The following is a 12,035-nucleotide window of genomic DNA, read 5'->3' on the forward strand; positions in this document are numbered from 1 at the left end:
GCGAGTTAGCAGTAAGCGCTGAGCATGAGCATTGACTCATGTTAGCCCTAAAGCACCAGGTTCGCGTATTGCTCCAGCAGCCGCGCCAAGTGCTGATATCCGCTCGCCAGATGAGGCGCACCAAGCCTGCTCAACGACCGGGATGTGCGCCGCGCCTGTGCGGCGCCGATCGCGGGATGATGGGCATATCGTGCAACCCGCCGCGCACCGCTTTGCACGCATCGGGCCACGGGAGATGCCGGATCAACACCGCTGGCTTTGCGCTGTAGCCGATTCAATTGCTTGCTCAGTTGCAGCGACAAGTAGCCCGCCGGGTCAGCGTGCGGGTGATCAGCGCCAAGCAAACTCTTCAACGTAACTAACCGGTGTTGTTGCTCCGCTTGCCATTGAGCATGATCGATTGTATTTGCCTGGCGTAGCAGCAGGCGTGTGTGCCGGTGCAGCGCACGTGTCAATGCGCGTACCTGCCTGGCTGGATCTTTGGGCAGGATCTGAAACGCCAAGAGGCACACAATCATCGCTACGATCCAGGCCAGCGCCTGGTTGGCGAAACCGACGAAATCGTAGGTGGCGGTCATACCGGTGCTCACCAGGGTGTTGAAGCCGATCAGGTAGGCAACCCCTTGCAGGGCATGGCGCGGCTGGCTCGTGGCATGGATGCCGAACGACCAGAAGCCTGCCATGACCAGCAACAACAGAGGGAAGCCGTTGATCTGTGGCATCAACAGGAATTTGCACAGCGCCGCCGCCACAATCGCGTAGAGCGTGCCGCGGATAAAACCGTTGATACCTTGGGCTGGCGCGGCAGCTGTCGCCACCAGGGTGCAGTACGGCCCCAGCACCGCCAGTAATGTGGGCCCTTGATCCCAGCCGCTGAAATACCAGATCGCACCCACACTCAGTATGGCGAGCAGTGCCCGGATGCCGTTTCGCGCCGCATCCGCGTAATGGCGGTGATACCCCACGGCGCGTACCGGTGCGCGGCGAGCCTGGTCGAGGCTGGCGAAGTTCAACAGGGCCTCGCCCAAGTCCGCCAGTTGGTCGTCCAAGCGTTCGCTGCGCAACCGCAGGTGTGGGCTTGAGTGGGCGCAATCATCCACCCAGCGACGCAGTTGCTCCAGTGTCGCGGCCGCGGCGCGAAAGTCGCAGCGAGACTGCGCCAGGCATTCACTCAGTTGCTGCAAGCCTGTGCTTATGCGGGCGCGCAACGCGGGGTCGATTGCGGGGTCGGGGTCGTCCGGGTGCACGTCGAGCACAGCCGACTGCAGATGCGCCAGGCCGGCCTGAATCGCCAGCTGCCGCGAGCGGATCAGCGACGATTCGCCACGGCCGAGCCCAAGCTGGTCGTCCACCTTGCTGATATCGATCGCGAGCTGGTGCCGTTGCATCGCCAGCTGCGCAGGCTCTTCACCCACAAGGCTTGCCGCGAGCAGCCGGGCGCTGCGCGCACAGGCGTCGATCAGCGAGCTTCGAACTTTATGCGCCATGGTCTTGGCGCTGAACAGCGTCGCTACCAGGCTCAAGCTGAGCACGCCGAGCGCTACCGCCGTGCCACGAGTGATGATGTGGTCGAAGCCCTGTTCCGGGGCGACGATGGCAGGGCCCAGCGCCAAACACACCGTATAGCCCGCCACCACTGCCGCGGTGGCCTGGTAATGACGCAAAACCGTCATTGCACCGACGCACAGGCCCAGCCATATACCGACGCCCAGTATGAACAACAGCATCTGTTGCGCGAACAGCCCCATCAGCACAAAGGCTGCGACCATGCCGACCAGGGTGCCCAGCATCCGGTACACACCCTTGCCTCGCACTGCCCCTTGGATGGGCTGCACCAGCAACAACACCGTGGACGCACCCGAGAATGGCGAATCCAGATGCAGTTGGAAACCAAGCCAGAGTGCCAGGCTTGCCGCCAATAGACTACGCAGCACGTAGGCAAGCGTGGCGGATGTCCAGGGCCGAGGGATCGCCGCGAACAAGCGTGTCGCCAGGCCAGTCATCACATGAACGCCTGCAGCCATTGGGTGAGTCGCCAGCGCGCTGCGGCGCCCGGCTGCGTCACTTCGACACTGGCGGTCATGCCCGCCGCCAACTCCACCCCATCCGGCACCTTGTCCAACTCGATGCGCACGGGCACTCGCTGGGCCAGACGAATCCAACTGAAGGTCGGGCTCACCTGGGGCAAGCCGCTGTCGTTGCGCAACTCATTGGTGTCGGCAATGCCTCTGCCCAGGCTTGCCACGTGGCCTTCCAGCAGCGGGTCAAAGCCCATCAGCTTGATCGACACCGGTGCGCCGATGAGTACACCCGGCAGCTTGGTCTCTTCAAAATAGCCCGTGATCCAGAAACTATGAGCGTCGACCACGAACAGGTTGGTAGCACCCGCCTGCGCATAGTCACCGGGCTGCAACCGCAGTTGCGTGACGTAGCCGTCCACTGGCGAACGCACAGTCGTGCGGTCAAGGTCGAGCTGGGCCTGGGCCAACTGGCTGCGTGCCGCGTCCAAACGTGCTTGGGCCACGGCCAAGTCACGCGCCGCGTTGTCGATCTCTTCCCGGGCGATGGCGCCGCCCAGTTGCGCGCGCCGCTTGAACTGCGCACTGCGCTGCTCGAACACACTCCGCGCTTCTGCGAATTGCGCTGCGCGCTGCTGCTGGGTCAATCGATAAGCACGCGTATCAATCCGATAGAGCAAAGCCCCCTTTGCCACCCATTGGTTGTCACTGACCCATAACTGATCGATTTGGCCGGACACCTCGGGCGCAATGCGGATCACCTGCGCACTCACCCGCCCATCCCGCGTCCAGGGCGCCAGCACGTAAGCCCGCCAGAGTTGCAGGCAAAACACCAGGGCCAGCACGCCAAGCCCCACGGTGGCGGCAGTTTTAAGCAGTTTGACGATAGACATGCGCGGCCTCGCTCAGCAATGGACGACCATCGTCGACACGACGATGAGCGAGACAAAAAAACGCGCCAGCGCCGGGTGCCACGCTCGGTCCAGCCAGCGACCGGCCAGACGTTCGATCAGCCGGTAGGCCAGGAGGGACGCACCGAGGTAGATCAACAAGGGCGGAAAGTAGAGGTTGGCAATCGAGATTTCGCTAAGCATGGCAAGCACCGGGATTCGGAAGGTTCTAGCAGTCGCCCGCCCAAGGAAGGCAAGGCTTGTAGGTGATGCTAGGGAATTACTGCCACTGCCGATATTGAGTACACTGCCAAAATATAATCAAATCCGGACAACCCTGGATGACCTTGCATGACACAGATCCAAGTCGATCAGTTTGAGTACGACACCCTTTCCCAGCCCGCCGTAGCGCTGATGCTGGAACCCCAGCGCAACGACAGCGAGTCTGCCGTACACAAGCACCGCAAGGGGCAACTGGTGGTGGCGTGTTGCGGTGGCATTGTGTGTACGGTGGAATATGGCGTGTGGATGGTGCCGTCAGGGTTCGGCGTGTGGATCCCGGGGGGCGTCGCCCATAGCAACCGCGTGACAGCCAACGGGCAGGTGTGTTTTCTGTTCGTGGAGCCCGGCGCTGCATCGCTGCCGGATCGCTGCTGTACCTTGGCGCTGTCGCCATTGATCCTTGAGCTGATCCTGCACCTGAGCGGCCAGGCTCAGGATTACCCGGCCGATTCACGCACTGCTCGATTGGCCCACGTACTGCTCGAAGCGCTTGAACTGGCCCCCACCGAACAACTCTACCTGCCTCTACCCGCCTCGAACCCGTTGCGTACCATCGCCCGGGCCCTGGCGCAAGATCCCGCCAACCGCGCCACCATGGCAAACTGGGCACGCCACGTGGCCATGAGCGAACGCTCGCTGGCCCGCCTGGTAAAAGCCGAAACCGGCCTGACCTTCGGACAATGGCGCAAGCAATGGCAGATCATCGTCGCCCTGCAAAGCCTGGCCGAAGGGCAATCAGTGCAGAGAACCGCTGAAGCGCTCGGCTATGAGTCAGTCAGCTCGTTCATCACGATGTTTCGTAAAACCCTGGGCACCTCACCGGCCCGTTACCTGCGCAACACCGTGGGTCTTACCTAAGACTCCAGCGTCAGCGCAATTTTCAACCGCAGATCCTTTTCCGCAAATGGCTTATGCAAGACCGGACAGCCCCTGAACTCTTCCGGCAGGCCACTGCCGCCGTAGCCCGTACTGAACAAAAACGGAATGTGGCGTGCGCGCAGAATCCGCGCCACTGGGAAGACGTATTCTCCAGCCAGGTTCACGTCGAGGATCGCCAAGTCGACATCCACCACCCCTGCCACGTGTATCGCCTTGGCGAGTTGGGCCACGGAGGCGACTACGGTGCACTCCAGCTCTTCGAGCATTTCCTCGATCAACATGGCGATGGTGCCCTCGTCTTCAACCAGAAGCACTCTGGTGCCTGGGAACGTGGTCATGTCTGGTTCTCAGCGAGCATAAACGAGAAGCGGCAGTGAACGCCCTCAGGGGCGAAGTCGAGTTCGAACGAACCGCCTAGATCACGCTCGATACAGCGCTTCATCAACCGCGACCCCAAGCCTTCGCGCTCCGGCGTGGATACCGAAGGCCCGCCTTGTTCGCGCCAGTCCACGGTGAGCAGCGCGCCGCTGGGCTGGGGTCGCACGCTCCAGCTCACCGAGAGTGTCCCGGTGTCGGTGGACATCGCTCCGTATTTGAGGGCGTTGATCGCCAGTTCGTTAAGTGTCATGGTCAGGTTCAGGGCGACGCGGGTGTCGACCTCGATGGCATCACCGGCAATCACCACGCGACCGGAATCATGGCCAAACACCGGCACCAACACTTCCTGGGCCAGCACTCCCAGCGGCGTAAGGCCCCAATGCCGCTTCGTCAGCAGGTCATGGGCACGCGACAAGGCGAGCAATCGGGCTTCGAACCGGGTGTAGCCGTCCTTGGCATCCTGCGCGTTACGCGCGGTCTGGGACGCCAGGGACTGGACCGTGGCCAGAGTGTTCTTGACCCGATGATTGAGTTCATCGATCAAGTTCTTTTGTCGGTCTTCGGCCTGCTTTCGCTCGGTGATATCCACAAGCATGTTGATCGCGCCGATCAGATTGCCATCGGCGTCGTGCAGCGGGGTTGGATACGGCGTGAAAGACACGCGGGTGCCATCCGGGCGCTCGGCGACGGCCTCGACGCCGCGTATGGCGCGGTTTTCCTTGAGTGCCACGGCCATCGGGCATTGGTCGTGAGGCAGAAAAGAGCCGTCAGTGTTGAACAGTTTCCAGGTGACACACCACAGGTCGCCCAGTTGCGGCGTGCGCCCCGACAACTCGACGGCCGCACGATTATAAAAAGTGATACGCCCTTCGGCGTCGGTGGTGTAGACCGCTGCCGGCAGCGCCTCGAGCAGATCGCGCATGTGCCGCTCGCTTTCACGCACCCGGTTTTCCATTTTTCGGGCCAGCGTGACGTCCTGAATGACCCGCACACCATAGCGGAACCGGCCATCCGGCGCCCTGACCGACGAGCTATGAACATCCAGATAAAGCGCCTGGCCATCGAGCTTGAACGCGCGTTTGCGCAACACGTAGTTGTCCAGTTCACCCGCCACCTGTCGTGCGTATAACGCCGCGTCCTGCTCGACAGTGTCTGGGTGGGTGTAGTCCAGGAAGGTCATCGCCAGCAATTGCTCACGAGGGCGCCCGAGCATGGTGCAAAGGGCATCGTTGACCCGCAGCAGGCGACCGTCCTCGCCAGCCTCGGCAATGCCGATGGTCGCCGCCTCGTAGGTCGCCGCCAGCCGGTCATCGCTCTCCTGGCGCCCGGTTTCGGCGTCGTGCACGCGGGTCACGTCAATCGTGAAGCAACGTGTGTTGAAGAACTTGCCGTCTTCGAATCGCCCATTCGAGGTAATCGCTACGTGCCTGATGCTGCCGTCCTTGGCCCGCAGGCGCGCCGGGTAACTGTTCAGGCAATCGCCGCTGCCGAGTTTATGGAGGATGTCGCCGATGACCGGTTCATCCACATGAAATTCAGTGATGTGACGGCCGATGTATTCGTCCGCGCAATAGCCCAGCAGCGATAACTCGGCTTTATTGGCGCGCAGGATAATGCCTTCGCCGCTGACAATATGCAGGCCCACGGCGCTGTTTTCGAAAAAGTCTTCGAGGTCGGAACTTTTGCGTCGCAGCTCCTCGGCTATTGCGTGGTGCGCCGAGACGTCCTGAAAGCAATTGATCGCGCCCTGGATTCGTCCATGGCGATCGCTAAGCGTGCGGACATTCATGAGCGCTACGAAGCGAGATCCGTCAGGGCGCTCGATCAAGACTTCCTGATTACGCGCACACAGGCCAGCGTTGAGCGTGGAAGCCATCGGACATTCGTCGACCGCCAATGGCGCGCCGTCCGTCGTATAAAGTCGATATGAGCCGCAATAGCGGTCGCCATGCTTACCGAGGGCTGGTGTTCGTCCCCACAAACTAACCGCTTCGCTGTTGAACCTGACGAGCCACCCGTGGCGGTCACAGAGGTAAATTGCCCCCGGAATCACATCGAGCAAGTGAGTCCCCATCGCGACCAGGCTCTCGTATTCACTGGGTTCGCGTGTGGTTGTGGGGGGCTGGTCAACATTCAACATACTTGATCCTCAATGCACCTGTGTTGAAAAACGCGACTGCTATTGCCGCCTTTCGCTCTTCCCTGAGTGTATGTACCGAGAAAGCATTCCACCTTGGATAAATTTCATTCACACGCAAGACTTTGCCTCGGGCGCTGGAAGCGCCGAATGGGAACGAAACATGAAGCCTACCGCTCAGTATAGTGTTGCCGCTTCGAGTTTATCAGCCGACGTAGCATGAGGAGAGACTGTGTCCACTTCCAAGCTGACCTCGCGTGTCCTCAATACCCCGCGCCATACGACGCACTATGTAGAGATGGGACCGGCCGATGGGCCATTGATGCTGTTCCTGCACGGTTGGCCGGAGCTCAGCCTGATCTGGCGCGCACAGATCCAAGCATTCGCGGCACAAGGCTGGCACTGCGTTGCACCCGACATGCGCGGTTATGGTCGTTCTTCTGCACCCGCGCCCACGCAGGCGTACACCCTTGAAAACATCGTGGCCGACATGGCAGAGCTTCACGACCATCTCGGTGGCAGGCCCGCCATTTGGGTAGGCCACGATTGGGGCAGCGTCGTGGCGGGTGAACTGGTCGCTCATGAGCCTCAGCGCAGTTGCGGTGTTGTATTGATTTCGGTCCCGTACTTCCCCACCACTAACGCGCTGCCAACGCTCGTCCCACTGGTTGATCGCTCGATCTACCCGGCGGACACGTATCCGGACGGTCAATGGGATTATTACCGCTACTACAACACACACTTTGCGTGCGCTGTCGCTGACCTTGATGCGGATAAAGCCGCATCGCTGGCGTCGATTTATCGCCGAGGCGACCCGGCGAATATCGGCAAGATTGCAGCGAATGCCGAAGTGACCCGCAAGGGCGGGCGGTTCGGCCAAGCGCACCGGGCCCCCCTCACCCAGCCAGACCTTGCGCTCTGGCCGCAGGCAGACTTCGCGCAATTGGTGCGCAGTTTCCAGGCGCATGGTTTCCGCGCTCCCTGCGCCTGGTATTTAAACGACGATGCCAACATTGAATATGCGCACCGGGCGTTAAATGGCGGCCTCTTGTCATTGCCCGTACTGTTTGTGAACGGCGACTACGATCAAATGAACACCATCAAAGGTAATCAGCTGGGCGATCCAATGCGGGCGGCCTGCGTAGATCTCACCGTGGCAAGCCTACCCGGCGGGCATTGGTTGCCGGTGGAATGCAAGGTCGAACTCGTTGAAGCCATAAGCACCTGGCTACGCAAGCTCAGGTCCCACTCTTGACCTTGCTCCAGACCCGCGTACGCACCCGCTCCAGTTTCAACGGCAGCGGCTCCAGCGCAAACAGCGTATCCAGCACTGCCTTGGAAGGATAAACCCCAGGATTATCGCGCACCTTCGCATCAACCAGCCCTTTGGCGTCCTTGTTGGCATTGGCATAGCTGAGGTAATTGGACGACGCGGCAATCACCGGCGGGCGCAGCATGTAGTCGATGAACGCCAGGCCCTGCTGGGGATTCGGTGCATCGTTGAGCAGCACCAGGTTTTCCACCCAGATCGGCGCGCCTTCCTTGGGAATGCTGTACTGGATCCGGCGACCATTGCCGGCGGCATCGGCAGCTTTGCGAGCGTCCATCACGCCGCCCGCCCAGCCGACGACGGCGCAGATATCACCGTTGGCCAGATCGGTGATAAAGCGCGAGGAGTCGAAGTAGCGAATGTGCGGGCGCAGTTTCAACAACAGGGCCTGGGCCTTGAGGTAGTCTTCCGGGTTCTGGCTGTTATAGGGCAACCCCAGATAGTGCAAGGCGATCGGGATGATTTCAGCGGGCGCATCCAGCATCGCCACGCCGCACTCGCCCAGCCTGGCGAGGTTTTCTTCTTTGAAAATCAGGTCCCAGGAATCTACCGGTGCGTTGTCACCCAGGAGCGCGTGGACTTTGGCGACGTCGTAACCAATGCCGGTGGTGCCCCACAGATAAGGCACGGCAAAACGATTACCGGGGTCGTTGCTGCTGACCTTGGCCAGGATATCCGGATCCAGATGTGACAGGTTGGTCAGTTGCGAGCGATCCAGTTCCTTGAGTACACCGGCCTTGATCAGGTTCGGCAACAGGTCGCCGGTAGCGACTACCACGTCATAGCCGCTACGCCCGGCCATAAGTTTGCTTTGCATGACCTCGCTGTTGTCGAACACGTCGTAGGCCGATTGAATGCCGGTCTGCGCCTGGAAATCCTTCAGCGTAGTGGGCGCGATGAAGTCATACCAGTTATAGATATTGACCTTCGGCTCCGCCGCCTGAGCGCAAGCCATTACGCCGCTGATCACGGCAGCCAGTCCCCATTGCATACATCGAATAGCGATCATCACGAACTCCTGGGCCGGCACCTGCGCGCCAGCTGATTATTGTTATGGAGGGTACAAACGCGGTCAGCGAATCAGCAGTTCACGGCGGCCATTGGGATGCTCGACAGCCTCGCCTTGCAGCAGCAACCGACGATCATTGAGGTAGTGATAATCCCTGCGAGCCGCCTTGATTTGAGCAAGGTCCAGACTGATCGCATGACGGGTTTCTTCGCGCCCGGCTTCGTACAACAGGCGACCAAACGGGTCGACCACGGCGCTTCCGCCAGCAAACACCAAGCCGTCATCGCCCTGCCCTGCGCGGTTGACCATCACGCTGAACAGCTGGTTTTCCTGGGCCCTGGCCATGATCGCGGTGCGATGCACCGGGCCGTAGGGGTCCATGTTGCCGTTGGTGACGATGATCAATTCAGCACCCAGTTGCGCCAGCGCCCGCGCCGTTTCCGGCAGCTCGATGTCGTAGCAGATCAGCAGGCCGACACGCACGCCGTTCCACAGCGTAGTGACGAAGCGATCGCCTGGCGTGATGTCGGCGCGCTCGGAGGGCCACAGATGGGTTTTGCGATAGCGCAGGGCAATACCCTCGGGTGTGATCAATACCGAGGTGTTGTAATAGGCGTCCGCATCACGTTCGACCAAGCCAATCACAACCGACACATTGCGTTGGCGCACCGCCTGCTGCACGGTTTGCAGCGTCGGGCCGTCCAGAGGCTCGGCGACCTTGGCCAGTTGTTCGCCACCGACGAAGCCCATCAAATGGGTTTCCGGAAATACCAGCAAGTCGGTATCCGCGTTGCAGTTGGCGATGGTCTCCAAGGTGCGTCCCAGGTTATAAGCGGTATCACCGTCGCGGCCGGCTAACTGCAAGAGTTCGATGTTCATGGCAGGTCCTTGGGCAAAGTGGAAACCCGAATTTACCCGGGCCTTCAAATGAGTATGGGGTGCAGCGCAATGGGAAAAAATTACTTCAATGGGGTACCCCGCAATGGGTAGTCAAACCAATCTGACCTTGCAGGATGTGGCCTGGCATGACGCGGTCGGGCGGCTGATCGAAAACCTCGACCAACCGCACTTCTGGGTATCCATGACGCGTTTGCTCGGGCGCTATGTGCCGGTGGACAGCTGGGTGGTACTGATCTTCAACCCTGGCAGGCCACTGGTACTGGCTGAATCGCCTACGGAGGAAGGCGGCACCGACTCGCTGTTCCAGGACTACCTCAAGGGGCTTTACCTGCTCGATCCGTTTTACCTGGCCAATCGCGAATCACCGCGAAGTGGGCTGTTTCAACTGGACGACGTTGCCCCCGAGTGTTTTGAGCAGACCGATTATTACCAGCGCTACTTCCGCCTGAACGTGGTCGCCGATGAGATACATCTCAATGTGCAACTCGATCCCCAGCGCACTCTGAGCCTGTCGTTGGGCAGCCGTTGCCGCTTCAGCCAGGAGCAACTGGCACTGCTGCGGTTGATCCAGCCCTGGGTGGCCGGCCTGATGCGTCAGCGCTGCGTGTTTGAACAGGCTTCGAACAGCGCGCCGTCAGCAGAGCCGTCAACGGACTGGCAAGAGCGCCTGCTGTCACCGACGCTGCAGATCAGCTCGGCGTTGTCGAGCCGTGAAGCCGAGGTAGCGCAGTTGATGCTCAGTGGCTGCTCGAACAAAGAGATCGCCCGCAAGCTGGCGATCTCTGCCGAAACGGTCAAGGTGCATCGCAAGCACATGTACAACAAGCTGGGGATCAAATCCCAGTCCGAGCTGTTCCTATTGTTCCTTCAGGCTCAGGAGTGAACAGCAGCCGTCCAACCCACCTTCGTCATCGCCGCCAGCAATTGTTCAGGTTTGAGCGCCAGTGCTTGTCGGCCACGGCCCTGCAGGTCGTTGGCGGCCAACAGAGCATTGAGAATTGCTTCCTCGACGGCGTCCGCAGCGGCCACAAACAACGCGGAGATGTAGTCGTTATTGACCATCTGTAAGGCCGTGGTCGGCGGGCCGGGTTGCCCGAGATTAGCAACCGGCAAGCCAGTATTGCCTACAGAGAACGCGATGAAGATGTCGCCGCTGTCGTCTTCGGTGCCGCCACCGACCCGCGCCAAGCCGATACTCGCGCGCTGTGCCAGGCGTGTGCATTGATGGGGCAGCAAGGGCGCGTCGGTGGCGATGGTGATCACGATAGACCCCATGCCAGGCACGCCGACGTTCACCGGCCCGTCATAAGGCGAAGGCGTGTCCTGCAATACGCTGCCCACCGGGTAACCCGCCACGCGCAAGGCGCTGCGTACGCCGTAGTTGGCCTGCACCAGTGCGCCCACGGTCCAGCCGCCCTCTTCGGCGCTCAGCACGCGAGACGACGTACCAATCCCACCTTTGAATTCATGGCAGATCATCCCGTTACCGCCGCCCACGCAGCCTTCCTGCACCGGGCCGCTGTGTGCATCCGCCAATGCGGCGTGCACATGCTCGGCGGTGACGTGCTGGTCCCAGATATCGCTCAAAATGCCATCGTAGGTTTCCAGCACCACCGGCATGCACCAATAGGTGTGTTGCTTGCCCATTTCACGTTCGGCGGCCACCAGTGCATCACGTACCACGCCGACGCTGTGGGTATTGGTGTAGGCAATGGGTGTGGTCAGCAAGCCTGCTTCGCGAATCCACTCCAGACCGGTGGCGTCGCCGTTGCCGTTGAGCACGTGAACGCCGGCGAAACACGGCGCCAGATGAGCTGCGACCGGCCGCGGCTCGATGATGGTCACACCGGTATGCATCGAGCCGTCGGTGCTTTCGGCATTGAGGGTGTGATGGCCGACGCGAACGCCGGGCACGTCGGTGATGGCGTTGAACGCCCCGGGTGTGCCCGTGCCAATGGTGATGCCCAGGTCTCGTAAGCGCATGTTTTTACTCTCGATAAGCCCGTGAAGAATTGGCTCAAGTCTAGGTAGTCGGCCAGCCGTTGACGATAACCCACGGTTGTTACCCCCGATGAGTTAGGTCGGCCCCGCTTTGGACGATGGCAAATGAAGCCTGGGGTTTCGGGCATGGTGCCAATCGCACCGGTACGTATCATTTGCCAATGGGCAAAGCCCTCTAAACCGCATTCACATCCCGCTTGCAAACATTCAC

General features: G+C 60.8%; 11 protein-coding genes. 3 read left to right on the top strand and 8 right to left on the bottom strand.

Annotation, left to right across the window (positions count from 1 at the left end; all coding sequences use genetic code 11):
- Positions 1–47: 47 nt before the first annotated feature.
- The 3 genes from E3O56_RS20785 to E3O56_RS20795 are packed head-to-tail and all read right to left on the bottom strand — an operon-like array spanning position 48 to position 3,112.
- Positions 48–2,003 (bottom strand): FUSC family protein, encoded by a 1,956-nt coding sequence (locus E3O56_RS20785; protein ID WP_248128933.1) that lies wholly within the window; start codon positions 2,001–2,003, stop codon positions 48–50.
- Positions 2,003–2,911, bottom strand: a complete 909-nt coding sequence (locus tag E3O56_RS20790; protein ID WP_032876619.1) for an HlyD family secretion protein — start codon at positions 2,909–2,911, stop codon at positions 2,003–2,005. Before E3O56_RS20790 ends, E3O56_RS20785 begins: the two co-directional genes overlap by 1 nt.
- A gap of 12 nt (positions 2,912–2,923) precedes the next feature.
- Positions 2,924–3,112: a DUF1656 domain-containing protein gene (locus E3O56_RS20795; RefSeq protein ID WP_032876622.1), complete on the bottom strand. Its 189-nt coding sequence runs from the start codon at positions 3,110–3,112 to the stop codon at positions 2,924–2,926.
- Positions 3,113–3,259: 147 nt separating this feature from the next.
- Here E3O56_RS20795 and E3O56_RS20800 point away from each other — a divergent pair, with 147 nt between their 5' ends.
- Positions 3,260–4,048, top strand: coding sequence for a helix-turn-helix transcriptional regulator (locus tag E3O56_RS20800; protein ID WP_248128930.1), 789 nt, complete (start codon positions 3,260–3,262; stop codon positions 4,046–4,048).
- Here the strand turns inward: E3O56_RS20800 and E3O56_RS20805 are convergent.
- Both E3O56_RS20805 and E3O56_RS20810 read right to left on the bottom strand, forming a co-directional pair.
- Positions 4,045–4,407 (bottom strand): response regulator, encoded by a 363-nt coding sequence (locus E3O56_RS20805; protein WP_248128931.1) that lies wholly within the window; start codon positions 4,405–4,407, stop codon positions 4,045–4,047. The two genes, E3O56_RS20800 and E3O56_RS20805, sit on opposite strands and share 4 nt — an antisense overlap.
- Positions 4,404–6,587, bottom strand: a complete 2,184-nt coding sequence (locus tag E3O56_RS20810) for a PAS domain S-box protein (protein WP_248128932.1) — start codon at positions 6,585–6,587, stop codon at positions 4,404–4,406. Before E3O56_RS20810 ends, E3O56_RS20805 begins: the two co-directional genes overlap by 4 nt.
- 229 nt (positions 6,588–6,816) lie before the next feature.
- Here E3O56_RS20810 and E3O56_RS20815 point away from each other — a divergent pair, with 229 nt between their 5' ends.
- On the top strand, positions 6,817–7,839 hold the full coding sequence (locus tag E3O56_RS20815; RefSeq protein WP_103735327.1) for an alpha/beta hydrolase: 1,023 nt from the start codon (positions 6,817–6,819) through the stop codon (positions 7,837–7,839).
- Here E3O56_RS20815 and E3O56_RS20820 read toward each other — a convergent pair.
- On the bottom strand, positions 7,823–8,923 hold the full coding sequence (locus E3O56_RS20820; RefSeq protein WP_103735328.1) for a polyamine ABC transporter substrate-binding protein: 1,101 nt from the start codon (positions 8,921–8,923) through the stop codon (positions 7,823–7,825). The two genes, E3O56_RS20815 and E3O56_RS20820, sit on opposite strands and share 17 nt — an antisense overlap.
- Before the next feature lie 63 nt (positions 8,924–8,986).
- Entirely contained in the window at positions 8,987–9,802 is an 816-nt protein-coding gene (locus tag E3O56_RS20825) for a carbon-nitrogen hydrolase family protein (RefSeq protein WP_103735329.1), read from the bottom strand.
- Between the two features lie 103 nt (positions 9,803–9,905).
- On the opposite strand from E3O56_RS20825, the gene E3O56_RS20830 reads away from it, so the two are divergent.
- Positions 9,906–10,706, top strand: coding sequence for a LuxR family transcriptional regulator (locus E3O56_RS20830; RefSeq protein ID WP_032876637.1), 801 nt, complete (start codon positions 9,906–9,908; stop codon positions 10,704–10,706).
- Here the strand turns inward: E3O56_RS20830 and E3O56_RS20835 are convergent.
- Positions 10,697–11,806 (bottom strand): P1 family peptidase, encoded by a 1,110-nt coding sequence (locus E3O56_RS20835; RefSeq protein ID WP_032876639.1) that lies wholly within the window; start codon positions 11,804–11,806, stop codon positions 10,697–10,699. The genes E3O56_RS20830 and E3O56_RS20835 overlap by 10 nt on opposite strands.
- Positions 11,807–12,035: the final 229 nt, after the last annotated feature.

Origin of the sequence: Pseudomonas sp. W2Aug9 (assembly GCF_023127755.1) — a bacterium.
GTDB classification, from domain to species: Bacteria; Pseudomonadota; Gammaproteobacteria; order Pseudomonadales; family Pseudomonadaceae; genus Aquipseudomonas; species Aquipseudomonas synxantha_A.

Excerpts from the sequence above, each read along its gene's own strand:
- E3O56_RS20820 (WP_103735328.1), bottom strand. The coding sequence starts at position 8,923 with ATGATCGCTATTCGATGTATGCAATGGGGACTGGCTGCCGTGATCAGC.
- E3O56_RS20830 (WP_032876637.1), top strand. The coding sequence starts at position 9,906 with ATGGGTAGTCAAACCAATCTGACCTTGCAGGATGTGGCCTGGCATGAC.
- E3O56_RS20790 (WP_032876619.1), bottom strand. The coding sequence starts at position 2,911 with ATGTCTATCGTCAAACTGCTTAAAACTGCCGCCACCGTGGGGCTTGGC.
- E3O56_RS20800 (WP_248128930.1), top strand. The coding sequence starts at position 3,260 with ATGACACAGATCCAAGTCGATCAGTTTGAGTACGACACCCTTTCCCAG.
- E3O56_RS20795 (WP_032876622.1), bottom strand. The coding sequence starts at position 3,112 with ATGCTTAGCGAAATCTCGATTGCCAACCTCTACTTTCCGCCCTTGTTG.
- E3O56_RS20825 (WP_103735329.1), bottom strand. The coding sequence starts at position 9,802 with ATGAACATCGAACTCTTGCAGTTAGCCGGCCGCGACGGTGATACCGCT.
- E3O56_RS20805 (WP_248128931.1), bottom strand. The coding sequence starts at position 4,407 with ATGACCACGTTCCCAGGCACCAGAGTGCTTCTGGTTGAAGACGAGGGC.
- E3O56_RS20810 (WP_248128932.1), bottom strand. The coding sequence starts at position 6,587 with ATGTTGAATGTTGACCAGCCCCCCACAACCACACGCGAACCCAGTGAA.
- E3O56_RS20785 (WP_248128933.1), bottom strand. The coding sequence starts at position 2,003 with ATGACTGGCCTGGCGACACGCTTGTTCGCGGCGATCCCTCGGCCCTGG.
- E3O56_RS20835 (WP_032876639.1), bottom strand. The coding sequence starts at position 11,806 with ATGCGCTTACGAGACCTGGGCATCACCATTGGCACGGGCACACCCGGG.